The 26,828-nt window shown below is 65.6% G+C and carries 21 protein-coding genes and 1 pseudogene; 17 read left to right on the forward strand and 5 right to left on the reverse strand.

Features of this window, described 5'->3' with window-relative positions:
- Positions 1 to 83: 83 nt before the first annotated feature.
- The 9 genes from QZM67_RS32795 (at position 84) to dmpG (ending at position 8,439) form a co-directional block, all read left to right on the forward strand.
- The gene (locus QZM67_RS32795; RefSeq protein ID WP_301809780.1) at positions 84 to 1,436 is read left to right on the forward strand and encodes an aromatic ring-hydroxylating dioxygenase subunit alpha; all 1,353 of its coding nucleotides are present in this window, start codon (positions 84 to 86) and stop codon (positions 1,434 to 1,436) included.
- A gap of 109 nt (positions 1,437 to 1,545) precedes the next feature.
- Entirely contained in the window at positions 1,546 to 2,109 is a 564-nt protein-coding gene (locus QZM67_RS32800; RefSeq protein WP_301809783.1) for an aromatic-ring-hydroxylating dioxygenase subunit beta, read from the forward strand.
- A gap of 8 nt (positions 2,110 to 2,117) precedes the next feature.
- Positions 2,118 to 2,441: a non-heme iron oxygenase ferredoxin subunit gene (locus tag QZM67_RS32805; protein ID WP_301809785.1), complete on the forward strand. Its 324-nt coding sequence runs from the start codon at positions 2,118 to 2,120 to the stop codon at positions 2,439 to 2,441.
- Entirely contained in the window at positions 2,441 to 3,673 is a 1,233-nt protein-coding gene (locus QZM67_RS32810) for an NAD(P)/FAD-dependent oxidoreductase (RefSeq protein WP_367620459.1), read from the forward strand. Before QZM67_RS32805 ends, QZM67_RS32810 begins: the two co-directional genes overlap by 1 nt.
- A complete protein-coding gene (gene bphB / locus QZM67_RS32815; RefSeq protein ID WP_301809788.1) occupies positions 3,670 to 4,497 on the forward strand; it encodes a cis-2,3-dihydrobiphenyl-2,3-diol dehydrogenase in 828 nt (275 codons plus the stop codon). Before QZM67_RS32810 ends, bphB begins: the two co-directional genes overlap by 4 nt.
- A 15-nt stretch (positions 4,498 to 4,512) precedes the next feature.
- A complete protein-coding gene (gene bphC / locus QZM67_RS32820) occupies positions 4,513 to 5,388 on the forward strand; it encodes a biphenyl-2,3-diol 1,2-dioxygenase (protein WP_301809790.1) in 876 nt (291 codons plus the stop codon).
- Positions 5,389 to 5,506: 118 nt separating this feature from the next.
- Positions 5,507 to 6,313 (forward strand): toluene degradation hydratase TodJ, encoded by an 807-nt coding sequence (gene todJ, locus QZM67_RS32825; RefSeq protein WP_301809792.1) that lies wholly within the window; start codon positions 5,507 to 5,509, stop codon positions 6,311 to 6,313.
- A gap of 106 nt (positions 6,314 to 6,419) precedes the next feature.
- Positions 6,420 to 7,370 (forward strand): acetaldehyde dehydrogenase (acetylating), encoded by a 951-nt coding sequence (locus QZM67_RS32830; RefSeq protein WP_301809794.1) that lies wholly within the window; start codon positions 6,420 to 6,422, stop codon positions 7,368 to 7,370.
- 10 nt (positions 7,371 to 7,380) lie between these two features.
- The gene (dmpG, locus tag QZM67_RS32835; RefSeq protein ID WP_301809796.1) at positions 7,381 to 8,439 is read left to right on the forward strand and encodes a 4-hydroxy-2-oxovalerate aldolase; all 1,059 of its coding nucleotides are present in this window, start codon (positions 7,381 to 7,383) and stop codon (positions 8,437 to 8,439) included.
- 82 nt (positions 8,440 to 8,521) lie between these two features.
- On the opposite strand, the pseudogene QZM67_RS32840 reads toward dmpG, so the two are convergent.
- A pseudogene (locus QZM67_RS32840) lies at positions 8,522 to 9,160 on the reverse strand (class I adenylate-forming enzyme family protein); the annotation flags it as partial.
- Between the two features lie 43 nt (positions 9,161 to 9,203).
- Here QZM67_RS32840 and QZM67_RS32845 point away from each other — a divergent pair.
- On the forward strand, positions 9,204 to 9,743 hold the full coding sequence (locus QZM67_RS32845; RefSeq protein WP_301809798.1) for an aldehyde dehydrogenase family protein: 540 nt from the start codon (positions 9,204 to 9,206) through the stop codon (positions 9,741 to 9,743).
- Positions 9,744 to 10,234: 491 nt separating this feature from the next.
- On the opposite strand, the gene QZM67_RS32850 is transcribed toward QZM67_RS32845, so the two are convergent.
- Both QZM67_RS32850 and QZM67_RS32855 read right to left on the reverse strand, forming a co-directional pair.
- Positions 10,235 to 10,663, reverse strand: coding sequence for a hypothetical protein (locus QZM67_RS32850; RefSeq protein WP_301809800.1), 429 nt, complete (start codon positions 10,661 to 10,663; stop codon positions 10,235 to 10,237).
- A 303-nt stretch (positions 10,664 to 10,966) separates the two neighbouring features.
- Complete coding sequence (locus tag QZM67_RS32855; RefSeq protein ID WP_301809802.1) at positions 10,967 to 11,245, reverse strand: HU family DNA-binding protein; 279 nt, start codon at positions 11,243 to 11,245, stop codon at positions 10,967 to 10,969.
- 1,066 nt (positions 11,246 to 12,311) lie between these two features.
- On the opposite strand from QZM67_RS32855, the gene QZM67_RS32860 reads away from it, so the two are divergent.
- The 5 genes from QZM67_RS32860 to QZM67_RS32880 all read left to right on the forward strand — a co-directional run bounded on the left by QZM67_RS32860 (position 12,312) and on the right by QZM67_RS32880 (position 21,696).
- Entirely contained in the window at positions 12,312 to 13,136 is an 825-nt protein-coding gene (locus QZM67_RS32860) for an IclR family transcriptional regulator (RefSeq protein WP_175024396.1), read from the forward strand.
- 253 nt (positions 13,137 to 13,389) lie between these two features.
- Complete coding sequence (locus QZM67_RS32865; protein WP_301809805.1) at positions 13,390 to 14,760, forward strand: MdtA/MuxA family multidrug efflux RND transporter periplasmic adaptor subunit; 1,371 nt, start codon at positions 13,390 to 13,392, stop codon at positions 14,758 to 14,760.
- A gap of 15 nt (positions 14,761 to 14,775) precedes the next feature.
- Positions 14,776 to 17,889, forward strand: coding sequence for an MdtB/MuxB family multidrug efflux RND transporter permease subunit (locus QZM67_RS32870; protein ID WP_175026435.1), 3,114 nt, complete (start codon positions 14,776 to 14,778; stop codon positions 17,887 to 17,889).
- Positions 17,890 to 17,892: 3 nt separating this feature from the next.
- On the forward strand, positions 17,893 to 21,201 hold the full coding sequence (locus QZM67_RS32875) for an efflux RND transporter permease subunit (RefSeq protein ID WP_175026434.1): 3,309 nt from the start codon (positions 17,893 to 17,895) through the stop codon (positions 21,199 to 21,201).
- Positions 21,202 to 21,312: 111 nt separating this feature from the next.
- Complete coding sequence (locus QZM67_RS32880; RefSeq protein ID WP_043182094.1) at positions 21,313 to 21,696, forward strand: VOC family protein; 384 nt, start codon at positions 21,313 to 21,315, stop codon at positions 21,694 to 21,696.
- 79 nt (positions 21,697 to 21,775) lie between these two features.
- Here the strand turns inward: QZM67_RS32880 and QZM67_RS32885 are convergent, their stop codons facing one another.
- Positions 21,776 to 23,269 carry an NYN domain-containing protein gene (locus QZM67_RS32885; RefSeq protein WP_301809809.1) on the reverse strand — a complete coding sequence of 498 codons (1,494 nt, stop codon included), beginning with the start codon at positions 23,267 to 23,269 and terminating at the stop codon, positions 21,776 to 21,778.
- Positions 23,270 to 23,520: 251 nt separating this feature from the next.
- On the opposite strand from QZM67_RS32885, the gene QZM67_RS32890 reads away from it, so the two are divergent.
- Entirely contained in the window at positions 23,521 to 24,150 is a 630-nt protein-coding gene (locus tag QZM67_RS32890; protein ID WP_301809811.1) for an NAD(P)H-binding protein, read from the forward strand.
- An 88-nt stretch (positions 24,151 to 24,238) separates the two neighbouring features.
- Here the strand turns inward: QZM67_RS32890 and QZM67_RS32895 are convergent, their stop codons facing one another.
- On the reverse strand, positions 24,239 to 24,790 hold the full coding sequence (locus QZM67_RS32895; RefSeq protein WP_301809812.1) for a peroxiredoxin: 552 nt from the start codon (positions 24,788 to 24,790) through the stop codon (positions 24,239 to 24,241).
- Between the two features lie 279 nt (positions 24,791 to 25,069).
- Here QZM67_RS32895 and cdpA point away from each other — a divergent pair, with 279 nt between their 5' ends.
- Positions 25,070 to 26,812 carry a bifunctional diguanylate cyclase/phosphodiesterase gene (gene cdpA / locus QZM67_RS32900; RefSeq protein ID WP_205821115.1) on the forward strand — a complete coding sequence of 581 codons (1,743 nt, stop codon included), beginning with the start codon at positions 25,070 to 25,072 and terminating at the stop codon, positions 26,810 to 26,812.
- Positions 26,813 to 26,828: the final 16 nt, after the last annotated feature.

The following is a 26,828-nucleotide window of genomic DNA, read 5'->3' on the forward strand; positions in this document are numbered from 1 at the left end:
TGAAAACTGAAGTAGCCGTGAATTCCGAAAACGTGTCATCGGCGATTTCCCACCATCCATCACTTTCGAAACGTGAGGAGACAATGAACCATACCGACGCATCCCCTATCAAGCCGCACAAGAGCTGGAGCACCGACGATATTCAGGCGCTCTTCGATGAAGGTGCCGGACGTATCGACCCGCGCATCTATACCGATGAAGACCTGTACCAGCTCGAGCTGGAGCGTGTGTTCGCCCGGTCCTGGCTGCTGCTCGGGCACGATACCCAGATCAGGAAGCCGGGCGACTACTTCACGAGCTACATGGGCGAGGATCCCGTCCTCGTCGTGCGACAGAAAGACGGCAGCATCGCCGTGTTCCTGAACCAGTGCCGCCACCGCGGCATGCGCATCTGCCGCTCCGATGCCGGCAACGCGAAAGCGTTCACCTGCAGCTACCACGGCTGGGCCTACGACATGGGCGGCAACCTCATCAACGTGCCGTACGAGGCCGAATCCTTCCCGCATCTGGACAAGAAGGAATGGAGCCCGCTGAAGGCCCGGGTGGCAACCTACAAAGGCCTGATCTTCGCGAACTGGGACGAGAACGCCGTGGACCTCGACACGTATCTGGGCGAGGCGAAGTTCTACATGGATCACATGCTTGACCGCACCGAGGCCGGCACCGAAGCGATCCCGGGCGTGCAGAAGTGGGTCATTCCCTGCAACTGGAAGTTCGCCGCGGAACAGTTCTGCAGCGACATGTACCACGCCGGCACGACCTCGCACCTGTCGGGCATCCTGGCCGGCCTCCCGGAAGGCCTCGAAATGGCCGATCTTGCGCCGCCGACCGTCGGCCGGCAATACCGTGCGCCGTGGGGTGGCCACGGAAGCGGCTTCTACATCGGCGACCCTGCCCTCATGCTGGCCATCATGGGGCCGAAGGTCACCAGTTACTGGACCGAAGGTCCCGCATCGGAAAAGGCGGCCGAGCGCCTGGGCAGCGTCGAGCGCGGCTCGCACCTGATGGTCGAGCACATGACCGTCTTCCCAACGTGCTCGTTCCTGCCGGGCATCAACACGGTCCGGACCTGGCATCCGCGCGGGCCGAACGAGGTGGAGGTATGGGCCTTTACGGTGGTCGACGCCGATGCACCCGACGACATCAAGGAAGAGTTCCGTCGCCAGACACTGCGCACCTTCTCTGCCGGCGGCGTGTTCGAGCAGGACGACGGTGAAAACTGGGTCGAGATTCAGCAGATCCTCAAAGGTCACATGGCGCGCAGCCGTCCGTTCAACGCCGAGATGAGCATGAACCAGACCATCGACAACGATCCAGTCTACCCGGGGCGCATCAGCACCAACGTCTACAGCGAGGAAGCGGCCCGCGGGCTCTATGCCCAGTGGCGCCGGATGATGACCTCGTCCGACTGGGATGCACTGAACGCCACGCGCTGAAGCCAACGATACGTCGCGCCACGCAACGGCGCCGGGCAGAAGCCGTATTCGACTTCGATCCGGGTGGAATACGGCGCCCCTTAACAATTCGATATCCAAAGGAACGACCATGCTTGACTCAGTCAAAAGAGCCGAAGTCTTTCTCCGCAAGCCCGCGCCGGTCGCGCCGGAGCTGCAACACGAAATCGAGCAGTTCTACTACTGGGAGGCAAAGCTTCTCAACGATCGCCGCTTCGAGGAATGGTTCGCACTGCTCTCCGAAGACATTCACTACTTCATGCCGATTCGCACGACCCGGATCATGCGCGACGCACGCCTCGAATACTCGAGCAACCGCGAGTACGCGCACTTCGACGACGACGCGACGATGATGAAGGGCCGGCTGCGGAAGATCACGTCCGACGTGAGCTGGTCGGAGAACCCCGCATCGCGCACACGGCATCTGGTGAGCAACGTGATGATCGTCGATGGAGACGTCGACGGCGAGTACGAGATCTCAAGCGCGTTCATCGTGTATCGCAACCGGCTGGAGCGGCAACTCGACATCTTCGCCGGCGAGCGGCGCGATACCTTGCGCCGCAACGCGAGCGAAGCCGGGTTCGAGATCGTGAATCGAACCATCCTGATCGACCAGAGCACGATCCTGGCGAACAACCTCAGTTTCTTCTTCTAGGTGACGCGATGGCCTGGACCTACATATTGCGGCAGGTCGACCTGCCGCCAGGAGAGATGCAGCGCTTCGAGGGCGGACCGGAGCCGGTCATGGTGTGCAACGTCGAGGGAGAGTTCTTCGCCGTGCAGGACATGTGCACGCACGGGAACTGGGCGTTGTCGGATGGCTATCTGGATGGTGACGTCGTCGAATGCACGCTGCATTTCGGCAAATTCTGCGTGCGCACCGGGCAGGTGAAGGCGCTGCCTGCGTGCAAGCCCCTCAAGGTATTTCCGCTCAAGGTGGAAGGCGGCGAGGTGCACGTCGATCTGGAAGCAGGCGAGGTGAAATGATGACTACGCATGTCGCGATCATCGGCAATGGCGTGGCCGGCCTCACGACCGCGCAGGCCCTGCGTGCCGAGGGCTTCGAAGGGCGGATCTCGCTGATCGGCAGCGAGCCGCATCTGCCCTATGACCGACCGTCGTTGTCCAAGGCGGTGCTTGACGGAAGCCTCGAGCGGCCGCCCCACCTGGTGGAGGCCGACTGGTTCAGCGAGGCGCACATCGACATGCTTACCGGCCCGAACGTCACCGCCCTCGATGCGGCGACACGGACGATCAGCCTGGACAATGGCACCACGCTGTGCGCAGACGCCATCGTCATCGCGACGGGCAGCCGCGCACGAACGCTCGCATTGCCCGGCAGCGAGCTGACCGGCGTCGTGACGCTGCGCACCTACGACGACGTTCAGGCGCTGCGCGAGCACTGGACACCCTCAACCCGGTTGCTGATTGCGGGCGGCGGGTTGATCGGTTGCGAAGTCGCGACGACGGCACGCAAGCTGGGCCTGTCGGTCACGATCCTCGAAGGCGCCGACGAATTGCTGGTGCGCGTACTGGGGCGGCGTATCGGCGCCTGGCTGCGCGGCCGGCTGACGGAACTGGGCGTTCAGGTCGAACTGAACACGGGTGTCGCGGGCTTTGCCGGTGACGGCCGGCTCGAACAGGTGCTGGCCGGCGACGGACGCCGGTTCGCGGCTGACAGCGCCCTCGTCTGCATCGGCGCGGAGCCCGCGGATCAGCTCGCGCGCGTGGCGGGACTCGCTTGCGATCGCGGCGTCATCGTCGATCACTGCGGCGCGACGCTTGTCGACGGCGTATTCGCGGTCGGCGACGTGGCGAGCTGGCCACTGCGCGATGGCGGCCGGCGTTCGCTCGAAACCTACATGAACGCGCAGCGCCAGGCGGCCGCGGTCGCGGCGGCCATTGTCGGAAAGACGGTAGCGGCACCGCAGGTGCCGGTGTCGTGGACCGAGATCGCCGGACATCGGATGCAGATGGCGGGCGATATCGAAGGGCCCGGCGAGTTCGTCTTGCGCGGCACGCTCGGCAGCGGCGCGGCCCTTCTGTTCCGGCTGCGGGACGGAAGGATCCAGGCCGTCGTCGCGGTCGATGCGCCGCGCGACTTCGCGATGGCGACACGCCTGGTCGAAGCGCGCGCGGCACTCGATCCGGCACGACTGGCAGACATTTCAATCAGCATGCGCGATCTTGCGCGCATGCAGTCAGGAGACACGACATGAAACTCAATGGTGAAGTAGCGCTGGTGACGGGTGGCGGCGCCGGTCTGGGACGAGCGATCGTGGATCGCTACGTCGCCGAAGGCGCCCGGGTCGCGGTACTGGACAAGTCCGCGGCAGGCCTGGAGGAACTCCGCAAACGCCACGGCGATGCGATCGTCGGTGTGGAAGGCGACGTGCGGTCGCTCGACAGCCATCGTGAAGCGGTGGCCCGTTGCGTCGAGACGTTTGGCAAGCTCGACTGCCTGGTCGGCAACGCCGGCGTCTGGGACTACCTGACCCAGCTGGTCGACATTCCCGACGACCTCATCTCCGAAGCATTCGAGGAAATGTTCGCGGTCAACGTCAAGGGCTACATCCTGGCCGCGAAAGCCGCACTGCCGGCGCTCTATCGGAGCAAGGGCAGCGCGATCTTTACCGTGTCGAATGCCGGCTTCTACCCCGGCGGCGGCGGCGTGCTGTATACCGCCGGCAAACATGCCGTGATCGGCCTGATCAAGCAGCTCGCGCACGAATGGGGGCCGCGGATCCGGGTCAACGGCATCGCCCCCGGTGGGATCCTCGGGAGCGATCTGCGCGGGCTCAAGACCCTGGACTTGCAGGACAAGAGCATTTCGACCTTCCCGCTGGACGACATGCTGAAATCCGTCCTGCCGACCGGGCAGGCCGCCACGGCGGAAGAATACGCCGGCGCCTACGTGTTCTTCGCGACGCGCGGCGACATCGTCCCGCTCACCGGCAGCGTGCTGAACTGCGACGGCGGCATGGGCGTGCGAGGCTTGTTCGACGCCAGTCTGGGCGCATGCCTCGACAAGCACTTCGGTTGAGACGGGAGAAGCGTCATGAGCATCAAGAGACTGGGCTACATTGGCTTCGAAGTCGCGGATGTGCGCGCCTGGCGCGCCTTCGCCACCACGAAGCTGGGGCTGATGGAAGCCGCCGCCGACGAGACGGAAGCGACGTTTCGAATCGACTCGCGCGCGTGGCGGCTGTCGGTCAGCCACGGGCCGGCGGACGACTACCTGTATTCCGGCTACGAGGTCGAAAGCGAACAGGGTCTGCAGGAGGTCAGGCAAAGCCTCGAGGCCCACGGCGTGGCCGTCAAGGTCGAGGGCGCGGAACTGACCGCCAAGCGGGGCGTTCTTGGGCTGATTTCGTGTAACGATCCGTTCGGCAATCGCATCGAGGTCTATTACGGCGGTACCGAGCTGTTCGAACGGCCCTTCGCGTCGCCCACCGGCGTGTCCGGATTCCAGACCGGCGACCAGGGTATCGGTCACTACGTGCTGAACGTCGCGGATGCGGACGCAGCGCTCGCCTTCTATACCAACGCACTCGGCTTCCAGCTTGCCGACGTGATCGACTGGAAGCTGGGCGAAGGAATGCAGGTAACCCTCTACTTCCTCTACTGCAACGGCCGTCACCACAGCTTCGCGTTCGCCAAGCTGCCCGGCACGAAGAGGCTCCATCACTTCATGCTGCAAACCGACAGCATGGATGACGTGGGCCTCGCGTACGACCGGTTCGAAGCCGATCGCGCGGTCGTCATGACGCTCGGCCGACATACGAACGATCACATGGTCTCATTCTACGGCGCCACGCCTTCGGGGTTCGCGGTCGAATACGGCTGGGGCGCGCGAGAGGTGACCCGTCACTGGTCGGTCGTGCGCTACGACCGCATCAGCATCTGGGGACACAAGTTTCAGGCACCGGCCTGACCTGCCGGCCCGGCGCGCCGGGCCGGCTCCCACTGCACGCGCAGCGCCGTCCGATCCGGACGGCCGGGACACCACGCGCGGAAATTGCAGCAGGCATCAATCGAGGAGAAATATCAGCATGAACAAACTGGATACCGCGGCGACCGGTGCCGTGGAAGAAATCGCCGACCTGCTCTACGAAGCCGCCCGGACCGGGGTGGCCGTGGCGCCCGTGCGCGAGTTGATCGGCGAGACGAATCTGGACACGGCGTATGCGGTTCAGGAGATCAATACGCGGCGAGCGTTGGCCGCTGGACGGCGCCTGGTCGGACGCAAGATCGGGCTGACCTCGGTCCCCGTACAGAAGCAGCTCGGCGTGGGCCAGCCGGACTACGGCATGTTGTTCGCCGACATGGCGCGTACCGAAGGCGAGGAAATCTCGCTCAAGGACGTGCTCCAGCCCAAGGTCGAAGCCGAGATCGCCTTCGTCCTCGGGCACGACCTCGACGGCGATCAATTGACCGTGGCCGATCTGTTCCGCGCCATCGAGTTTGCCGTTCCGGCCATCGAGATCGTGGGTTCGCGGATCGCCAACTGGGATATCCGGATCGCGGACACCATTTCCGACAACGCGTCGTCGGGCCTGTACGTGCTGGGCTCGACACCGAAACGGCTGGGCGATTTCGACTCGCGCCAGGCGGGCATGGTGATGGAACGCCAAGGCGCGCCGGTGTCGTCCGGCGTGGGCGCCGCCTGCCTGGGATCGCCGCTGAACGCAACGCTCTGGCTCGCCAAGGTCATGGCCCGGGCGGGGCGTCCGCTGCGCGCCGGCGACACGGTGCTTTCCGGTGCATTGGGGCCGATGGTGCCCGTGGCCGGCGGCGACGTATTCGACGTGCGGATAGCCGGACTCGGATCGGTGACCGCCGCGTTCGCCACGGCGTGAGCCCGCGCAAACGATCCGGTTCACTGCCGCAACCATTCTGGCCTCGCGTGCACGGCAGCCGGTCATGCGACCGGACGCGATGGCCTACTGATTCAAGGAGCCTTACATGACCCGCAAACTCAAGGCTGCCATCATCGGCAGCGGCAATATCGGCACCGACCTGATGATCAAGATCCTCAGGCACGGCCGGCACATCGAAATGGGCGCGATGGTCGGCATCGACCCTGCTTCCGACGGTCTCGCGCGTGCGAAGCGCATGGGCGTGGCCATCACCCACGAGGGCGCCGAGGGCCTCGCGCGCCTGCCGGTGTTCGACGACATCGACATCGTGTTCGACGCGACCAGCGCCGGAGCACACGTGAAGAACGACGCGCTACTGCGCGAGCGCAAGCCCGGCCTGCGCGTGATCGACCTGACACCGGCCGCGATCGGCCCGTACTGCGTTCCGGTAGTCAACGGCGACGATCACCTGAACGCCACGAACGTGAACATGGTGACCTGCGGCGGCCAGGCCACCATCCCGATGGTGGCTGCCGTGTCGCGCGTGGCGAAGGTGCACTACGGCGAAATCGTGGCCAGCATCTCCAGTAAAAGTGCCGGCCCCGGCACGCGGGCCAATATCGACGAATTCACCGAGACCACCTCCAAGGCCATCGAGGCAGTCGGCGGCGCGGCCAAGGGCAAGGCCATCATCGTGCTGAACCCGGCCGAACCGCCGCTGATGATGCGCGATACGGTCTATACGCTGAGCGACTTCGCCGACATCGGCGAGATCGAGGACTCGGTGCAGCGCATGGCCGAAGCGGTGCAGGCCTACGTGCCCGGCTATCGCCTGAAGCAGCGCGTGCAGTTCGATCGCATCGAGGCCGACCGGCCGATCCGCATTCCGGGCGTCGGCGACCGCATGAGCGGACTGAAGACGTCGATCTTCGTGGAAGTCGAGGGTGCGGCCCACTACCTGCCGGCCTACGCCGGCAACCTGGACATCATGACCAGTGCAGCACTGCGCACGGCCGAGAAAATGGCCGAGCGCATGCTCTCCCCGCTGGTCGCTTGAGGAGACTGCCATGACTCAAAAGAAACTCTACATCTCCGACGTGACGCTGCGCGACGGCAGCCACGCCGTCCGCCATCAATACACGGTCGAGCAGGCGATGCAGATCGCCCGCGCACTGGACGAGGCCAAAGTCGATTCCATCGAGGTCGCTCACGGTGACGGGTTGCAGGGGGGGAGCTTTAACTACGGCTTCGGCGCACACACTGACGTGGAGTGGATCGAAGCGGTGGCCAGCGTGGTCAAGCACGCGAAAATCGCCACGCTGCTGTTGCCCGGTATCGGCACCGTGCACGACCTCAAGGCCGCCTACGAGGCCGGCGCGCGCGTGGTGCGCGTAGCCACGCACTGCACCGAGGCCGACATCTCGCAGCAGCACATCGAGTACGCGCGCCACCTCGGCATGGAGGCCGTGGGCTTCCTGATGATGAGCCACATGACCACGCCGCAGAATCTCGCGCAGCAGGCCAAGCTGATGGAAAGCTATGGCGCCACCGTCTGCTACGTGGTCGACTCCGGTGGCGCGCTGAGCATGAACGACGTGCGCGAACGCTTTCTCGCGTTCAAGGATGTGCTCAAGCCCGAGACAGAAACCGGGATGCACGCCCACCACAATTTGAGCCTGGGGGTCGCCAACAGCATCGTCGCCGTGGAAAACGGCTGCGATCGCGTGGATGCGAGCCTGGCCGGCATGGGTGCCGGCGCCGGCAACGCCCCGCTGGAGGTATTCATTGCCGCGGCCGAACGCATGGAATGGAACCACGGCACCGATCTGTACAAGCTGATGGACGCGGCCGACGATCTCGTTCGCCCGTTGCAGGACCGCCCGGTGCGGGTGGATCGCGAGACGCTGGCGCTCGGCTACGCGGGTGTCTACAGCAGCTTCCTGCGTCATAGCGAGCTAGCGGCAAGGAAGTACGGACTCAAGACGGTGGACATTCTCGTCGAACTCGGGCGTCGCCGGATGGTCGGCGGTCAGGAGGACATGATCGTCGACGTGGCGCTCGACCTGCTCAAGCGGCAGGAGCACGAGCGGATCCATCCCGAGCCCGTCTCGAGCGAGGCGAGCTGACCGGAACCCAGGCGCGGCGTCGGTACGGCCGGGTTCGACGTCACACCGTACCGCTGCTCGTCCGCGTCGGGTCCTGCATCGTTCAGTTCACGGCACGCTCCCGACCTTGCCAGAATGGCCTGCGTAACGCGTGCTTGAGCAGCTTGCCTGCCGCCGAGGTTGGCAACGCATCCCGGAACTCGACGCTGCGCGGCACCTTGTAACCCGCGATCAGATTCCGGCAATGCTGGATCACCGCTTCCTCGGTCAGCACAGCATCGGCGCGCGGCACGATCACCGCATGGACCCGCTCCCCGAACAGTTCGTCCGGAATCGCGATAACGGCCGCCTGCAGAACCTGGGGCATCGTCGCAATGGCGTTCTCGACCTCCGCCGAATACACGTTCTCACCACCGGTCACGATCATGTCCTTGACGCGGTCGACCACGTAGAGATGGCCGTCCTCGTCCTGATATGCGCCGTCACCGGTATGCATCCAGCCGTCACGCAACGCGTCCGCGGTTTCCCGTGGCTTGTTCCAGTAGCCCTGCATGACCGTCGGCCCTCTGGCGATGAGCTCGCCCACCGTGCCGCGCGCGACGTCCTGCCCTGCGCCATCGACGACGCGCACCTCGACCTGCGCGATCGGCACCCCGGCCGACCGCGTCTTGCTGCCGCCGCCAGGGCCAGGCTTGTGCGCGTCAGCCGGCAGCACGGAGATCACCGGCGCACATTCGGTCACGCGTGTGCTCGTTCAGCGTAGCATTTTCGACACATTCAGCGCGATGATCGCCGAAGCTGCGTCGGCGTTTCCCGTCGGGCGCGACAACGCGTTCCCGACGCTCGGTCGGATCGCCAATCGCACGCAGTTCGACAAGATCCTCGATTTCTTCGCCGGCGCGAAACAGGAAGGCGCCGTTTGCATTGCCGGCGGAGCGCAAGCGACCGGCGCGGGGCTCGACGACGGCCTCTACATCAAGCCGACGATCTTCACCGCCGTGACTGCCGACATGAGAATCGTTCGGGAAGAGATCTTCGGGCCGGTTGGCGTGCTCATTCCGTTCGATACCGAGGAAGATGCGATCCGGATCGCAAACGATACGGAATACGGTCTGGCGTCGGGAATCTGGACGCAGGATGTCAGCCGCGCCCATCGCGTCGCGGCGCAACTGGAAGCGGGCACCGTGTATGTCAACACCTACCACGATCGCGCCGTCGAGGCGCCGATGGGCGGCTACAAGAAAAGCGGAATCGGGCGCGAGAAAGGCATGGCCGCGTTGCACGACTACATGCAGTTGAAGAACGTCACGATGAAGCTCATCTGACCAGTACCGAATCGAGCCGTCGTGAACCCGTCGTTGGGACAGTTGAACAGCAACGACGGAGCTATTTGAAGAAGATGCTCCCTGTTGCGGACTGGAGGTGGCTCAGCGCCCTCTCGCCATTTTTTGGCGGAGGCGAGGAGCCCATGGAATCAAACCGACTGCCCATCATTCTGCCAGGCCCCGCTTACGGTTTGTCGATCAATCACTATCGTGCGGCGCATCTCCCGAAATGAAGGGCAACATAGCCCTTACTATGTTCCCCTCCGTTCTGCCGGATCCCGCCATGGAATGAACCACTTCGGCGAGGAGCACCGTGGTGCACTTTCACTGCACAACTACCCAGTTCCTAAGCCGCTTCCTAAAGTTCTACGTAGAAACTGTCGAATTCGACGTCCACACACGGACCTCGTGTTGGCTGTGCCGCCTTGCAGGTTCATCCCTGCGTATCAGACGCTCGGTGCATTTGCCACCGCAGGCAGAACGCTCGAGTATCAGTCGGATTCGATCGGCAAGGCAAAGGCCGGCGTGCCGACATACTGCACCTGCTCCAGCACTTCAAGGTAGCGATGGACAGGCACTGCAGCAAGTTGCTCATCATGGACAAGAAGCAACGGTTCGAGTGCAGCCCGCTCAGCGTCCGTCAAGGTCCACGCGTCCCCGCGTTCTACCCGAGCAATGCACTGAGCGAGTGCGGAATCCGCGCAGCGATATAGTTCGGCTTCGCCGTCCGCCCGTAAGTGGAACGCGAGTGCGAGCATATTGGACAGCGTGGCGATCGACTCAACGTCACCGCATCCGCTACATAGCGCTGCAAACGCGAGATGGTGCTTGAGCGACAAGCGGCGGACCTGGTCGGCGGGAAGCGGGAGCAATTGCACCTTTGTCAGCGGTCGGCGGCGCAAGGAGAAGTGTTTTCGCATGCTTTAGACGATCCAAACAACAGAACGGGTGGTCCAGCGGATATCGCCGACGTCACGCGTCGGCGAAGCTCCGTGCCGCGTGCACGAACTCACGAACAGCGGTCGAGTCGCTATTGCTGGACTGAGACGCGATCCACGTTTTTCGCGAACTTGGGGCCAGACGTGGATTGTACAAACACTGTCTGGACAATTCGGTCGACCGGCAAATCAAGTCACACGCGTGCACCCGCGCGAACGCGACGCCGCCGGCCGTTCTCACGGGGGGCGGCCCCGCATAGGCGGCCAGGCGCAACTCGCACGATGTCACGATCCGTTCACCGCGTCCTTAAACGCCTTGCCGGCCGCGAACTTCACAGTATTTGCCGCGGCAATGGCGATCTCCTCGCCCGTCGCCGGATTGCGACCGGTACGCGCCGAGCGCTGCCCCCGCGAAAACGCCCCAAAACCGACGAGCTGCACCGCTTCGTCGCGGCTCACCGCGTCCGTGATCGCATCCAACACCGCCTGGACGGTTTTACTCGCGTCGCCTTTGCTGACGCCCGCGCCCGCGGCGACTGCGTCGATGAGTTCCTGTTTGTTCATGGACTTGTCCGGCTCATAAAGTCAAAGTCGCACCCTACCGCATCCAACGGTCAACACGCAAACCGCAGGCGCGCAATGCAGCCAGTACCCGCCGGAACCTGCACTCTTCCACTCGTGGCAACGGGCGCAGCTACCAGCGCGGACCGAGGGAACGACCATCGGTACCCGGTGGCCACCGCACCTGCCCCCATAGGCACCCGCAGCGGTGGAATTTCTCGAGAGAACAGTCGTGCAGCACGACATCTTCGTCGGTTCGCAGGCACTTTTGACCGTGATGACTCGTATTAGCAGGGTTACGCTTTATGTGTCGCGCGCTCCCGCGCTACGACTAGGTAAGCAAGGGAACTGCTCGCAACCGCGGTTGGGATATACGTGGATACACATCGGCGGGTAACCCGCGGGCCGATCGCAATGCTGCAATGGAGTGATCGAAGGGATGCCTGATCGGCTCGCCGGAGTGGCCGATTGCCGGACGTTGCACCCTGTTTGCCGAAGACTTGGTTCATATCCGCTATTCCGAGACGTCACGCCTACGTCGCAGGCCGAAACTCCGGAAGCATTTCCATCCGACACCAGGCTATCAACAAGCAAAATATAATAGCCAAACACGCTTAAAATGGTGCATCGAACAACACTTTTTCGCGATGCTGCATACTTTGGTGTCTCTGAAACCGCTCTATCTTGTTGCTGCAGACTTTGTTGTGCCCCGATAACGGGCAAAAAAAAGCGCCACGGAGACCGTGGCGCTAAAAAAGTTCTAGCCATTCCGAGGGCCGTGCTAGAACCTGAGAGACTGCGCGAAACATCGTTGCCGGTTAAACTCTTGAAACGATGTTTCGAAAACGTGAGACATTCTTTCCGTTTCCGCCCGACAAGTCAAGCGGTATTTGCACCGGTTCATGCACTTTCTGGCAACGCACATTTGAGCGTTTTCCTAATAAACCAAGGGTGAACCCGTAAAATCTCATCCAATGACCGGTTCAGCCGCAGAACATGCATCTTTTGACAATAGTCCTACAATACCAACAAAATTGAAATCGAGTTTCGGAAATAGAGAGAATCCCTCGTGTCGACAACTGTAACCTCTCCCGCGTCGCGGGACCGTGAATCCTCGCCCGACGAGATCACCGCCCTCGCCCGCGGCCTCGCCGTGCTGCGTCGCATCGCGGCGGCCGACGCGCCCGTCAGCAACCGCGAGCTGACTGAACTGACCGGCATCCCGAAGCCTACCGTGTCGCGCATCACCGCGACACTCGTCAGCGCCGGCTTCCTGTTCCAGTTGCCCGACAGCGAGCGCTTCGTGCTCACCGCGTCGGTGCTCGAACTGAGCCACGGCTTTCTGCGCAACTTCGACATCCGCGCGCGGTCGCGGCCGTTCATGATCGAGCTGGCCGAACGCACGTCGCTGTCCGTGCACCTCGCGGTGCGCGACCGGCTCGACATGGTCGCGATCGACGTGATCCGGCCGCGCTCGGCCGTGCTCGTCACGCGCCTCGAGATCGGCTCGCGGATGGACATCGCGCGCACCGCGGTCGGCCGTGCCTATCTCGCCGCACTCGAGGACGACGAGCGCCGCCTGCTGCTCGAGTCGCTGCGCACCACGGCAGGCGACGACTGGCCGCATGTGTCCGCGCGCCTGAACCCCGCGCTGGACGACGCGATGCGCGACGGCCACGCGATCGCGATCGGCGAATGGCGCGAGGGCCTCAATGCCGTCGCGGCCGGTTTCGTTGGCCCGTCGGGCCAGCGCTATTCGGTGAACTGCGGTGGCGCGTCGCACCAGTGCCCGCCCGAATGGCTGCACGAACACGTGGTGCCGGCACTGCACGAATGCATCGCGAAAATCACCCGCGAAATCGGCGGCGCACCGGCCCGGCGCATCAGCGTGTAATCGTTTCGTCATCGTCCTGTCGCGTTCTGTAACGACCGTAACCCGTTGAAAGATAGAGCACTGGACTGTAACGGGGACGGGACGTAGGATCATGCCCATCGTCGCGCCGCATTCGCGGTGCGCACCGCTCTTTTCCCGCGCAGGCCGGCGGGGCCCCGGACCGAGCCGGGCGCCCCCTCCCGGCACCGCTCGCCCACGCGCAGCCCAGCAGTCCGATTTCCGGCACGCCGCGCCGTCTTCCTGACAGATCACGATGGATAACGAACAAAAGCCCACGCCTCCTTCGAAAGACCCCGCGTCCCCCGCCGCGCGGCGCCCGCGCCGCACGCTGATGGCCGGCGCGCTCACGGTCGTCGTCATCGGCGGCCTGCTGTGGTGGCACCCGTGGAACCGCACGCCGGCGGCCGGCACTGGCGCGAGCGGCGCGGGCGCAAGCGCCGCCGGGGGTGCCGGCGGCCACCGCGGCCGTGGCGGCCCCGCCGCGATGGCAAACATTCCGCAGCCCGTGCAGGTCGCGAGCGCGACGCAAGGCGAAATGCCGATCGTGCTGTCCGCGCTCGGCACCGTCACGCCGCTCGCGAACGTGACGGTCAAGACTCAACTGTCGGGCTACCTGCAGTCGGTCTCGTTCCGGGAAGGCCAGATCGTCAAGAAGGGGGACGTGCTCGCGCAGATCGACCCGCGCCCGTACCAGGTGTCGCTCGAGAACGCCGAAGGCACGCACGCGCGCGACTCGGCGCTGCTCGCGACGGCCCGCCTCGACCTGAAGCGCTACCAGACGCTGCTGTCGCAGGACTCGATCGCGTCGCAGACCGTCGATACGCAGGCTTCACTCGTCAAGCAGTACGAAGGCGCGGTGAAGACCGACCAGGCCGCGATCGATTCCGCGAAGCTGAACCTCACGTATGCGCGCATCACCGCGCCGGTGTCGGGCCGCGTCGGCCTGCGCCAGGTCGACCCCGGCAACTACGTGACGCCGGGCGATACCAACGGCCTCGTCGTGATCACGCAGCTGCAGCCGATGAGCGTGATCTTCACCACATCGGAAGACAACCTGCCGCAGATCCTCAAGCAGGTGAACGCGGGCCAGAAGCTGTCGGTCACCGCATACAACCGCAACAACACGGTGCCACTCGAAACCGGCTCGCTCGCGACGCTCGACAACCAGATCGACACGAGCACCGGCACCGTCAAGCTGCGCGCAAACTTCGATAACAAGGAAGGCATGCTGTTCCCGAATCAGTTCGTGAACACGCGCCTGCTCGTCGACGTGATGCGCAACGCGACGATCGTGCCGACCTCGGCGGTGCTGACCGGCTCGATCGGCCAGTTCGTCTACGTCGTGAAACCCGACAACACGGTGACGGTGCGCAAGGTCGCGACCGGCCCGGTCGACGGCGAACGCACGAGCATCGTCAGCGGCGTCGCGATCGGCGAGCGCGTGGTGACCGACGGCTCCGATCGCCTGCGCGAAGGCGCAAAGATCTCGATCCCGGCCGACAAGCCGAAAGGCGCGTCGGGCGCGCGTGGCGCCGGTGCGGCGTCGGGTGCATCGGGCACCGGCGGCCATCACGGCGGCAACAAGCACGGCGCGTCGCAGGCTGCGGCCCCCGCGGCCCAGTAACGCGCGGGCCGCTCGATGAATCCATCCCGCCTCTTCATTCTCCGGCCGGTCGGCACCGCCCTCCTGATGGCGGCGATCATGCTGGCCGGTCTCGTCGCGCTGCGTTTCCTGCCGCTCGCCGCGCTGCCGGAAGTCGACTATCCGACGATCCAGGTCCAGACCTTCTACCCGGGCGCGAGCCCGGAGGTGATGACCTCGTCGGTCACCGCGCCGCTCGAACGGCAGTTCGGGCAGATGCCGTCGCTGAACCAGATGTCGTCGCAGAGCTCGGCCGGCTCGTCCGTCATCACGCTGCAGTTCTCGCTCGACCTGCCGCTCGACATCGCCGAGCAGGAAGTGCAGGCCGCGATCAACGCGGCCGGCAACCTGCTGCCGTCCGACCTCCCTGCCCCGCCGATCTACGCGAAGGTCAACCCGGCCGATGCGCCGGTGCTCACGCTTGCCGTCACGTCGAAGACGCTGCCGCTCACGCAGGTGCAGGATCTCGCCGACACGCGTCTCGCGATGAAGATCTCGCAGATCGCGGGCGTCGGCCTCGTCAGCCTGTCGGGCGGCAACCGCCCGGCCGTGCGGATCCAGGCGAACCCGACCGCGCTCGCGCAGTACGGGATGAACCTCGACGACCTGCGCACGACGATCTCGAACCTGAACGTCAACACGCCGAAGGGCAACTTCGACGGCCCGTCGCGCGCGTACACGATCAACGCGAACGACCAGCTCACGAGCGCCGACCAGTACAACAGCGCGGTCGTCGCATACAAGAACGGCCGCCCGGTGATGCTCACCGACGTCGCGACGGTCGTCGCCGGCTCGGAAAACACCAAGCTCGGCGCGTGGGTGAACAAGGAGCCCGCGATCATCCTGAACGTGCAGCGCCAGCCGGGCGCGAACGTGATCCAGACGGTCGACGCGATCAAGGCGCAGTTGCCGAAGCTGCAGGAAACGCTGCCGGCCGCGCTCGACGTGCAGATCGTCACCGACCGCACGACGATGATCCGCGCCGCCGTGCGCGACGTGCAGTTCGAGCTGCTGCTCGCGGTCGGGCTGGTCGTGCTCGTGATGTACCTGTTCCTCGCGAACGTCTACGCGACCATCATCCCGAGCCTGTCGGTGCCGCTGTCGCTGATCGGCACGCTCGCAGTGATGTACATGGCCGGCTTCTCGCTGAACAACCTGTCATTGATGGCGCTCACCATCGCGACCGGCTTCGTCGTCGACGACGCGATCGTGATGATCGAGAACATCGCGCGCTACGTCGAGGAAGGCGATTCGGGGCTCGAGGCCGCGCTGAAGGGCTCGAAGCAGATCGGTTTCACGATCATCTCGCTGACGGTGTCGCTGATCGCGGTGCTGATCCCGCTGCTGTTCATGGGCGACGTAGTCGGCCGCCTGTTCCATGAATTCGCGATCACGCTCGCGGTGACGATCGTGATCTCGGCGATCGTGTCGCTCACGCTCGTGCCGATGATGTGCGCGAAGCTGCTGCGTCATTCGCCGCCGCCCGAGAGCCATCGCTTCGAGGCGCGCGTGCACCAGGCGATCGACTGGGTGATCGCGCGCTACGCGGTTGCGCTCGAATGGGTGCTGAACCGCCAGCGCTCGACGCTCGTCGTCGCGCTGCTGACGCTCGCGCTGACGGGCCTGCTGTACGTCTACGTGCCGAAGGGCTTCTTCCCCGCGCAGGACACCGGCGTGATCCAGGCGATCACGCAGGCGCCGCAGTCGATCTCGTATGGCGCGATGGCCGAACGCCAACAGGCACTCGCGGCCGAGATCCTGAAGGATCCGAACGTCGAGAGCCTCACGTCGTTCATCGGCGTCGACGGCAGCAACATCACGCTGAACAGCGGCCGGATGCTGATCAACCTGAAGGCACGCGACGAACGCTCCGAGACGGCCGCGCAGATCATCCGCGACCTGCAGCACCGCGTCGCGAACATCACCGGCATCTCGCTGTTCATGCAGTCGGTGCAGGATCTGACGATCGACTCGACCGTCAGCCCGACGCAGTACCAGTTCATGCTGACGAGCCCGAACTCGGAAGAATTCGCGACCTGGGTGCCGAAGCTCGTTGCTCGACTGCAGCAGGAGCCGTCGCTCGCCGACGTCGCGACCGACCTGCAGAGCAACGGCCAGTCCGTCTACATCGAGATCGACCGTCCGAGCGCCGCGCGCTTCGGCATCACGCCGGCGACCGTCGACAACGCGCTGTACGACGCGTTCGGCCAGCGCATCGTGTCGACGATCTTCACGCAGTCGAACCAGTACCGCGTGATTCTCGAATCCGAGCCGAAGGAGCAGCACTACGCGCAATCGCTGAACGACATCTACCTGCCGTCGGCGGGCGGCGGCCAGGTGCCGCTGTCGTCGATCGCGTCGTTCCACGAACGGCCGTCGCCGCTGCTGGTCGCGCACCTGTCGCAGTTCCCGTCGACCACCATCTCGTTCAACCTCGCGGCCGGCGCGTCGCTCGGCGAGGCGGTCAAGGCGATCGACGCGGCCGAGAAGGACATCAACCTGCCCGCGTCGTTCCAGACGCGCTTCCAGGGCGCGGCGCTCGCGTTCCAGGCGTCGCTGTCGAACCAGCTGTTCCTGATCCTCGCGGCCGTCATCACGATGTACATCGTGCTCGGCGTGCTGTACGAGAGCTACATCCACCCGATCACGATCCTGTCGACGCTGCCGTCGGCCGGCGTCGGCGCGCTGCTCGCGCTGATGATCACCGGGCACGACCTCGACATCATCGGGATCATCGGCATCGTGCTCTTGATCGGTATCGTGAAGAAGAACGCGATCATGATGATCGACTTCGCGCTCGAGGCCGAGCGCGTCGAAGGCAAGCCGCCGCGCGAGGCGATCTACCAGGCATGCCTGCTGCGCTTCCGGCCGATCCTGATGACGACGCTCGCCGCACTGCTCGGCGCGGTGCCGCTGATCGTCGGCTCCGGTGCCGGCTCCGAGCTGCGCCAGCCGCTCGGGATCGCGATCGCCGGCGGCCTGATCGTGTCGCAGGTGCTGACGCTGTTCACGACGCCCGTGATCTATCTCGGCTTCGACTCGCTCGCGCGCCGCGTGCGCGGCTGGTTCGAACGCCACGGCCCGCAAGCCGGCTCGCGTACGGATGCGTAAGCGATGAACCTGTCGCGCCCTTTCATCACCCGCCCCGTCGCGACGACGCTGCTCGCGATCGGCGTCGCGCTCGCGGGCCTGTTCGCGTTCATCAAGCTGCCGGTGTCGCCGCTGCCGCAGGTCGACTTCCCGACGATCTCGGTGCAGGCGTCGCTGCCCGGCGCGAGCCCCGAGACCGTCGCGACCAGCGTGACGAGCCCGCTCGAACGGCATCTCGGCTCGATCGCCGACGTTTCCGAAATGACGTCGACGAGCACGGTCGGCAACGCGCGGATCATCCTGCAGTTCGGCCTGAACCGCGACATCGACGGCGCCGCACGCGACGTGCAGGCCGCGATCAACGCGGCGCGCGCCGACCTGCCCGCCGCGCTGAAGAGCAACCCGACCTACCGCAAGGTCAACCCGGCCGACTCGCCGATCATGATCGTGTCTCTGACGTCGGAGACCTCGTCGCCCGCGAAGCTGTACGACTCCGCGTCGACGGTGCTGCAGCAGTCGCTGTCGCAGATCGACGGGATCGGCCAGGTCACGGTGAGCGGCTCCGCGAACCCGGCGGTGCGCGTCGAGCTCGAGCCGCAAGCGCTGTTCCATTACGGGATCGGCCTCGAAGACGTACGCGCGGCGCTCGCGTCCGCGAACGCCAACGCGCCGAAGGGCGCGATCGAGTTCGGCCCGCAGCACTACCAGCTCTATACGAACGACCAGGCCTCCCAGGCGTCGCAATACCGCGACCTCGTCGTCGCCTATCGCAACGGCTCGGCCGTGCGGTTGTCCGATCTGTCCGACGTCGTCGATTCGGTCGAGGATCTCCGCAACCTCGGCCTGTCGAACGGCAAGCGCGCGGTGCTCGTGATCCTCTACCGCTCGCCCGGCGCGAACATCATCGATACGATCGACCGCGTGCGCGCGGCACTGCCGCAGCTCACCGCGTCGCTGCCGGCCGACATCACGGTCACGCCGGTGCTCGACCGCTCGACCACCATCCGCGCGTCGCTGAGGGATACCGAGCACACGCTGCTGATCGCGGTCAGCCTCGTCGTGATGGTCGTGTTCCTGTTCCTGCGCAACTGGCGCGCGACGCTGATCCCGAGCGTCGCGGTGCCGATCTCGATCATCGGCACGTTCGGCGCGATGTACCTGCTCGGCTTCTCGATCGACAACCTGTCGCTGATGGCACTGATCGTCGCGACCGGCTTCGTCGTCGACGATGCGATCGTCGTGCTCGAAAACATCTCGCGGCACATCGAGAACGGCAAGTCGCGCATGCAGGCCGCGTTCGACGGCGCGCGCGAGGTCGGCTTCACGGTGCTGTCGATGAGCATTTCGCTCGTCGCGGTGTTCCTGCCGATCCTGCTGATGGGCGGCATCGTCGGGCGCCTGTTCCGCGAATTCGCGCTGACGCTGTCGCTCGCGATCGCCGTGTCGCTCGCGGTGTCGCTCACGGTCACGCCGATGATGTGCGCGCGCCTGCTGCCCGAGTCGCACGACCCGCAGAGCGAAGGCCGCTTCGCGCGATTCCTGGAACACTGTTTCAGCCGCATGCAGCGCGGCTACGAGCGCTCGCTGTCGTGGGCGCTGCGCCGGCCGCTGTTGATCCTGCTGACCCTGTTCGCGACGATCGGGCTGAACGTCTACCTGTACATCGTCGTGCCGAAGGGCTTCTTCCCGCAGCAGGACACCGGGCTGATGATCGGCGGCATTCGCGCCGACCAGTCGACGTCGTTCCAGGCGATGAAGCTGAAATTCTCCGAGATGATGCGCATCGTGCAGAGCAACCCGAACGTGAAGAGCGTCGCGGGCTTCACCGGCGGCACGCAGACCAACTCGGGCTTCATGTTCGTCACGCTGAAGGATCGTACCGAGCGCAAGCTGTCGGCCGACCAGGTGATCCAGCAACTGCGCAGCCCGCTGTCGGACGTCGCCGGCGCGAGCACGTTCCTGCAGGCCGCGCAGGACATTCGTGTGGGCGGCCGGCAGAGCAACGCGCAGTACCAGTTCACGCTGCTCGGCGATTCGAGCGCCGACCTGTACAAGTGGGGGCCGATCCTGACCGAAGCGCTGCAGAAGCGCTCCGAGCTGACCGATGTGAACTCGGACCAGCAGCAAGGCGGCATGGAAGCAATGGTGACGATCGACCGCGCAACCGCCGCGCGGTTCGGCATCAAGCCCGCGCAGATCGACAATACGCTGTACGACGCGTTCGGCCAGCGCCAGGTCTCGACGATCTACAACCCGCTGAACCAGTATCACGTGGTGATGGAAGTCGCGCCGAAATACTGGCAGAGCCCCGAGATGCTGAACCAGGTGTGGGTCAGCACGTCGGGCGGCAGCGCGAACGGCTCGCAGACCACCAACGCGGCCGCCGGCACCTATGTCGCGACCTCCGCCGGCACGTCGAGCGCCGGTACGGCCACGCAGAGCGCCGCGGCGATCGCGTCCGATTCCGCGCGCAACCAGGCGCTCAACTCGATCGCCGCGAGCGGCAAGTCGAGCGCGTCGTCGGGTGCGTCGGTGTCGACATCGAAGTCGACGATGATCCCGCTGTCGGCAATCGCGACGTTCGGGCCGAGCACGACGCCGCTGTCGGTCAACCACCAGGGGCTGTTCGTCGCGACGACGATCTCGTTCAACCTGCCGCCCGGCGTGTCGCTGTCGCAGGCGACGCAGGTGATCTATCAGACGATGGCGCAGGTCGGCGTCCCGCCGACCATCGTCGGCAGCTTCCAGGGCACCGCGCAGGCGTTCCAGCAGTCGATGAACGACCAGCCGATCCTGATCCTCGCGGCGCTGCTGGCCGTCTACATCGTGCTCGGAATCCTGTACGAGAGCTACATCCACCCGATCACGATCCTGTCGACGCTGCCGTCGGCCGGCGTCGGCGCGCTGCTTGCGCTGCTGCTGTTCAAGACCGAGTTCAGCATCATCGCGCTGATCGGCGTGATCCTGCTGATCGGTATCGTGAAGAAGAACGCGATCATGATGGTCGACTTCGCGATCGACCAGACGCGCAACAACCACAAGTCGTCGTTCGACGCGATCCACGAGGCGTGCCTGCTGCGCTTCCGCCCGATCATGATGACGACGATGGCCGCGCTGCTCGGCGCGCTGCCGCTCGCCTTCGGCAGCGGCGACGGCGCCGAGCTGCGTGCGCCGCTCGGGATCGCGATCGCCGGCGGCCTGATCGTGTCGCAGGTGCTGACGCTCTATACGACGCCGGTCGTCTACCTGTACATGGACCGGTTCCGCGTGTGGGCCGAGAAGCGGCGCAACCGCCGCGGGAATTCCGGCGGGCCGGCAGTCGCCGGCGAGTAACGGAAAACGGCCGCCCGACTTTGAGCGGCCGTTTTTTTGCGCTTGAACCGCGGCGGCGATCGGCTATCGTGAGTCCATGCCCACCGCGATGCCCTTTGCCGGGAATCCGCCATGAACGTCCAGCTCAACCATACGATCGTCTGGTGCCGCGACAAGCGCGCGTCGAGCCGCTTCCTCACCGAGCTTCTGGAACTGCCGCCGCCGACGCCGTTCGGCGCGATGCTGGTCGTCCCGCTCGGCAACGGCGTGTCGCTCGATTTTTACGAACAGAAGGGGGAAATCAGGTCGCAGCATTACGCGTTCCTGCTCGACGAAGCCGGCTTCGATCGCGTGCTCGCGCGCATTCGCGAGCGCGGGCTGCCGCACTGGGCCGATCCGGCGAAACGGCAACCCGATGACATCTACCGCCACAACGGCGGCCGCGGCGTGTATTTCGACGATCCGGACGGCCACTTCCTCGAAGTGATGACGCAGCCTTATGCGCTGAACGGCTAGTTCGACGGGCCGGCGTTGCACCAGCCAGTATCGTGGCGCGGATGCCGCCCCGCTCGGGACGGCATCCGGCCGACCGACGTTACTCGGCAGCGTCCGCCGCCGTCTTGCGCGGACGACGCGCGCGCGGTGCCGCCTTGCGGGCCGGCTTCTTCGGCTTGGCAGCGGCCGGCGCTTCCGCGGCCGCATCGGCATTCGCTTCGACCGGCGCCGCGTCGTGCGACGGCTGGGCGGCGGCAATCCCGCCACCGGCATCGCCTGCCGCCGGCCCGGCATGCGTCACCGTGACATGCCGCTCGTCGCCCTGCTCCGCGTCGCGCTGCGCGTCGTCGGCATGCTTGCCGTGCGCGTGCTTGTCGCCGCCGTGCTTCGCCGCGTCGTGGACGGTGTCTTCGGTCTTCCCGGCCGCGTGACGGCCAGCGCTCTTCGCGGCGGCGCCCTTCTTCGCGCCGGCCTTCTTCGCCGGTGTCTTGCGCGCGCGCTTGCGGCCATCCTTTGCCTCGCCATGCGTGTCGGCCGCTTCGGCCGTTTCCGCCGGCGGCATCATCGGTGCCACCTCGGCAACCTCGGCCACTTCCGCCTCGTCTGCTTCGACCTGCACGTTTTCGTGCACGACCGCTTCCGCCCGCTGCCCGCGACGTTGCGCATTGCGCCCGGCCCGCGCCGGCTCGGCCGCACGCGTACCGTGACCGTGGTGCGCGCCGCCGTGCCCGCCGCCTTCACCGCCCGCCGTGACGTGCTCCGCGGCCGCCGACTGGCGTGCCCGCGACACGAACGCGCCCGACTTGTCGTCGCGCCCCACTTCGAGCAGGCCGCGCGCCTGCGCCTCGTCGAGCAGGTTGCCGAACGCGCGGAATCCGTAGTACGACTCGTTGAAATCCGGCTTGCGACGCTTGATCGCGCTCTTGAGCACCGACGCCCAGATCTTGCCGACGTCGTCGCGCTCCGACGCCAGCGCGTCGAACGTCTCGACCGCCAGCGCGATCGCCTCGGCCTTGCGCGCGTCCATGTCGTGCTTGCGCGACGGCTCGTCCGGCCGCTTCGCGCCGCCGTTGCCCGCCCGCTGCTGCTGTTCGCGCTTCGCGAGCGCACGCTGCTGCTCGCGCACCAGGTCGTCGTAGAAGATGAATTCGTCGCAGTTCGCGACCAGCAGGTCCGACGTCGATTTCTTCACGCCGACGCCGATCACTTTCTTCGCGTTCTCGCGCAGCTTCGACACCAGCGGCGAAAAATCCGAGTCGCCGCTGATGATCACGAACGTATCGACGTGCGACTTCGTGTAGCAGAGGTCGAGCGCGTCCACGACGAGCCGGATGTCGGCCGAATTCTTGCCCGACTGGCGCACGTGCGGAATCTCGATCAGCTCGAAGCTCGCTTCGTGCATCGACGCCTTGAAGCCCTTGTAGCGATCCCAGTCGCAATAGGCCTTCTTCACGACGATACTGCCCTTCAGCAGCAGGCGCTCCAGCACGGGCTTGATGTCGAACTTCTCGTACTTCGCGTCGCGCACGCCGAGCGCGACGTTCTCGAAGTCGCAGAACACGGCCATGCTGACGTTGTCCAGGGGTAATGCCATGTGTACTCCAACCGGTGGGCCGATGCGTTGTATGACGTAGCGGCGAAAAATGCATCGCGCACATGATAGCCGGTCGGCGCGTCATTCCCGCATCGGTGTGAATGAATGACGGCCGGAAGGTCTGTCCTGCCGCCCGCAGCCGGTATGCCCCTTAATACACACCCGCCACGGCGGCAAATCGACATTACACTTGAGATATCGGTCGTCCGTCCCTATCTGGAAGGATGACGCATCGACCAAGGAGCGGTTTCATGACGACGAAGGTACTGCTGATTGGCGCGACCGGCCGAACGGGCCAGGCCTGCGCGGATCTGCTGCTCAAGCAGCCGGAGTTCGAGGTCACGGCGCTCGTGCGCCGGCACGGCTATGCGCTGGAGGGCGCGCGGGTGGTCGAGGCCGATCTGACGAACGATTTCTCGCATGCCTTCCAGGGCATCACGCACGTGATCTACGCGGCCGGCTCGGCCGAATCGGAAGGCGCGGCCGAAGAGGAACAGGTCGACCGCGACGCGGTCGCCCGCGCGGCCGAATATGCGCTCGCCTACAACGCGCAGAAGCTCGTGGTGGTCAGTTCACTGTCCGCGTACCGGCCCGAACTCGGCCCGGACGCGCTGCACCACTATTCGCAGATGAAGCGCGAAGGCGACGATCGCGTGATCGCGTCGGGTGTCGACTACGCGATCCTGCGCCCCGGCCCGCTCACGGACGATCCGGGCGTCGGCAAGATCGCGCTGACCGACGCGTGGTTCGACGCCGCCCCGCCCGTGTCGCGCCAGGATGTGGCCTGGGCCGCGATCGAGGCGATCAAGCTCGGGATTTCGCGCAAGATCGTCGGCTTCGTCGGCGGCAGCGTGCCGATCGAGCAGGCATTGCGCGCATAACCGCCTCGCACGTGCCGCCACGCGGCGCCTGCGTCGATCCGTACCGGCGGCCCGCACGACGGGCCGCGTTGACACGCGGGGCGCCCGTTTACTGCTTCGGATGCGCGTCGGCCCACGCCTTCACGGCGGCGAGCGTGTTCTCGACGTGCTTGTCGGGCGACATGCTCGTGTATTCGTAGAGAATCTTCCCTTCCGGCGAAATCACGTAGGACACGCGGTTCGCCTTGTCGATCGCCGGCAGCTTCGCGTCGTATTCGCGGATGATCTTCGCGTCCGGATCGGCCGCGACCGGGAACTTGCTCCGGCACTCGCTCACCGAAAACTTCGTCAGCGTATCGATCTTGTCAGCCGATACGCCGATCACCGTCGCACCGTAAGCCTTGTAACGGTCGACCGCGTCCGCAAACGCGTGCGCCTCGATCGTGCAGCCCTTCGTGAACGCGGCCGGGTAGAAATACAGCACGACCGGCCCCTGCTTGAGCGTGTCCGCGAGCGAGTACGTGTAAGTCTTGCCGCCCAGCGACGCCTGCGTCGTGAAATCGGGCGCTGCGGCGCCCGGCTTCAGTTCCGCCTGCGCCATCAGTGCATGGCCGGCCACCAGCGCCGCCACGGCGGCGCCCAGCAACAGTTTTCGCTTCATCTGCGTCCTCATTTCTTATAAAGTCAGCCTCAATGTAGGCCACGCCGGCGTTCGCCTGTCGAACACCCGCGTGGCCGATCCGGTCCAGCGGCAGCGCCATCCGCGGCCGGTCCGTTAAAGATTCCGTATCGCCTGCCGTTATTCCTTCCGGACAACCGGTTCCAGCCCTTCACGTCAGCGAGAAACATGGAAGCCAACAGGAAACAGACGTCACGCAAGGGCTCCTGGCGCAGCGCCTTGCATACGCTGCGCCGCTTCGCCTGGTCGGGCGGCGCGCTGATGCCCGCGCGCGCCGGCGCGCCGCGCCGCGACGACTCCGTGCGCAACTGGCTGGAACAGACGGTCGGCACGGTGGATTTCCTCGCCCACGTCGACCGAGAGCTGCGCTTTCTGTACGTATCCGACGCGAGCCTGCGCTTCATCGGCTACCACCGCGACTACCTGCACACGCTGACGCTGCGCGACCTGATCGCTGAACAGGATACCGCGGCGCTCGAAGGCCTGCTTGCACGCGCCGCGCGTTCCGGCCAGGTCGAGAAGGCGACGATGTGCATCGTCAAGTCGCTCACCTACCCGCTGGACGTCGAGATTCGCGCGTTCAAGAGCCGCCACCACGGAGTCGACGGGTTCGCGATCGCGGCGTTCGACGTGTCGTCGTGGCGCGCGCTCGAGGCGCGCCTGACCTACGAAATGCATCACGACCCGATGACGGGGCTCGACAACCTGTCCGCGCTCGTGCCCGCGCTGATGCGCGCGCAGCAGGCCGCCGACGCGGACGGCACCTGCGCGGCGCTGCTGCTGCTCGACCTCGACGACTACCAGCGGATCAACCGCGCCCTCGGCTACGACGCGGGCGACATGCTGCTGCGCGAGACCGCGCAGCGGCTGAAGGCAATCGTCACGCCGAACGAACGGCTCGCGCGCGTAGCGAGCGACAAGTTCGCGGTCGTGCTCGGCGCGCCGGACCGCACGCAGGCAAGCAATGCCGCCGATGCGCTCGCGCGCCGGCTGCAGGCCGCGGTGCGCGAGCCCTACGTGTACCAGGGGCAGACCGTGCACCTGTCCGCGAGCATCGGCATCGCGCTCTACCCCGACGAGCGCGCCGTGCCCCATCGCGCGCAGCACCACAGCCCGCTGCTGCGCCGCGCCGACCACGCGCTCGCGCAGGCAAAGGCGTCGGGCGGCAACGCGCTCGCTTTCCACGCGCCCGTCGACGATCCGGCGGATGCCGAACGGCTGAAGCTCGAAGCCGACCTGTACGACGGCGTGCGCAACGGCGAGTTTTCGCTCCATTTCCAGCCGATCACGCGCAGCCAGTCGGGCGCGGTGGTCGGCGTCGAGGCGCTGATCCGCTGGCGTCATCCGGTGCACGGGCTCGTGCCGCCGGCGACCTTCATTCCGCTCGCCGAGTCGATCGGCCTGATCAACTATCTCGGCAACTGGGTGCTCAAGGCCGCGTGCATGCAGCTCGTCGCCTGGGATCGCCAGGGGCTCGCGCTGCAGTACGTGGCGGTCAACGTGTCGCCGCAGCAGTTCCGCGACCCGCGCTTCACGCAGAGCGTGCGCGAGGCGATCGCGCTGACGGGTATCGACCCGCGCCGCATCGTGCTCGAAATCACCGAAAGCCTGCTGATGCACGATCCCGCGCATGCGAAGGGGCTGCTCGAGGAACTCACCGATCTCGGCATCCGCTTCGCGATCGACGATTTCGGCACCGGCTATTCGAGTCTCGCGTATCTGCAGCGCTTCCCGCTCGCGAAGCTGAAGATCGACCGCAGTTTCGTCGAGAACCTGCTGACCTCGCGCAACGACCGCGCGATCGTGTCGGCCGTGGTCGGCCTCGCGCAGACGCTCGATCTCGAGCTCGTCGCGGAAGGCGTCGAGACCGAGGCGCAGCGCGAATTGCTGACGGAGATGGGCTGCAACCATATCCAGGGCTGGCTCGTCTGCCAGGCGCTGCCTTCCGAGGAGCTCGCGCGGCGCTTCGAGGCGCAGCAGCTGCACCTGCACGCCGCCGCCTGACGCGCGCGGCGAACCG

Source organism: Burkholderia sp. AU45251 (assembly GCF_030482905.1).
GTDB lineage: Bacteria > Pseudomonadota > Gammaproteobacteria > Burkholderiales > Burkholderiaceae > Burkholderia > Burkholderia aenigmatica.

Coding starts and splice junctions, on each gene's coding strand:
- QZM67_RS32795 (WP_301809780.1), top strand. CDS start 84: ATGAACCATACCGACGCATCCCCTATCAAGCCGCACAAGAGCTGGAGC.
- QZM67_RS32830 (WP_301809794.1), top strand. CDS start 6,420: ATGACCCGCAAACTCAAGGCTGCCATCATCGGCAGCGGCAATATCGGC.
- QZM67_RS32885 (WP_301809809.1), bottom strand. CDS start 23,269: ATGGCATTACCCCTGGACAACGTCAGCATGGCCGTGTTCTGCGACTTC.
- QZM67_RS32865 (WP_301809805.1), top strand. CDS start 13,390: ATGGATAACGAACAAAAGCCCACGCCTCCTTCGAAAGACCCCGCGTCC.
- bphC (WP_301809790.1), top strand. CDS start 4,513: ATGAGCATCAAGAGACTGGGCTACATTGGCTTCGAAGTCGCGGATGTG.
- QZM67_RS32800 (WP_301809783.1), top strand. CDS start 1,546: ATGCTTGACTCAGTCAAAAGAGCCGAAGTCTTTCTCCGCAAGCCCGCG.
- QZM67_RS32845 (WP_301809798.1), top strand. CDS start 9,204: ATGATCGCCGAAGCTGCGTCGGCGTTTCCCGTCGGGCGCGACAACGCG.
- QZM67_RS32875 (WP_175026434.1), top strand. CDS start 17,893: ATGAACCTGTCGCGCCCTTTCATCACCCGCCCCGTCGCGACGACGCTG.
- QZM67_RS32890 (WP_301809811.1), top strand. CDS start 23,521: ATGACGACGAAGGTACTGCTGATTGGCGCGACCGGCCGAACGGGCCAG.
- QZM67_RS32880 (WP_043182094.1), top strand. CDS start 21,313: ATGAACGTCCAGCTCAACCATACGATCGTCTGGTGCCGCGACAAGCGC.
- dmpG (WP_301809796.1), top strand. CDS start 7,381: ATGACTCAAAAGAAACTCTACATCTCCGACGTGACGCTGCGCGACGGC.
- QZM67_RS32805 (WP_301809785.1), top strand. CDS start 2,118: ATGGCCTGGACCTACATATTGCGGCAGGTCGACCTGCCGCCAGGAGAG.
- QZM67_RS32850 (WP_301809800.1), bottom strand. CDS start 10,663: ATGCGAAAACACTTCTCCTTGCGCCGCCGACCGCTGACAAAGGTGCAA.
- QZM67_RS32895 (WP_301809812.1), bottom strand. CDS start 24,790: ATGAAGCGAAAACTGTTGCTGGGCGCCGCCGTGGCGGCGCTGGTGGCC.
- bphB (WP_301809788.1), top strand. CDS start 3,670: ATGAAACTCAATGGTGAAGTAGCGCTGGTGACGGGTGGCGGCGCCGGT.
- cdpA (WP_205821115.1), top strand. CDS start 25,070: ATGCCCGCGCGCGCCGGCGCGCCGCGCCGCGACGACTCCGTGCGCAAC.
- QZM67_RS32855 (WP_301809802.1), bottom strand. CDS start 11,245: ATGAACAAACAGGAACTCATCGACGCAGTCGCCGCGGGCGCGGGCGTC.
- todJ (WP_301809792.1), top strand. CDS start 5,507: ATGAACAAACTGGATACCGCGGCGACCGGTGCCGTGGAAGAAATCGCC.
- QZM67_RS32870 (WP_175026435.1), top strand. CDS start 14,776: ATGAATCCATCCCGCCTCTTCATTCTCCGGCCGGTCGGCACCGCCCTC.
- QZM67_RS32810 (WP_367620459.1), top strand. CDS start 2,441: ATGACTACGCATGTCGCGATCATCGGCAATGGCGTGGCCGGCCTCACG.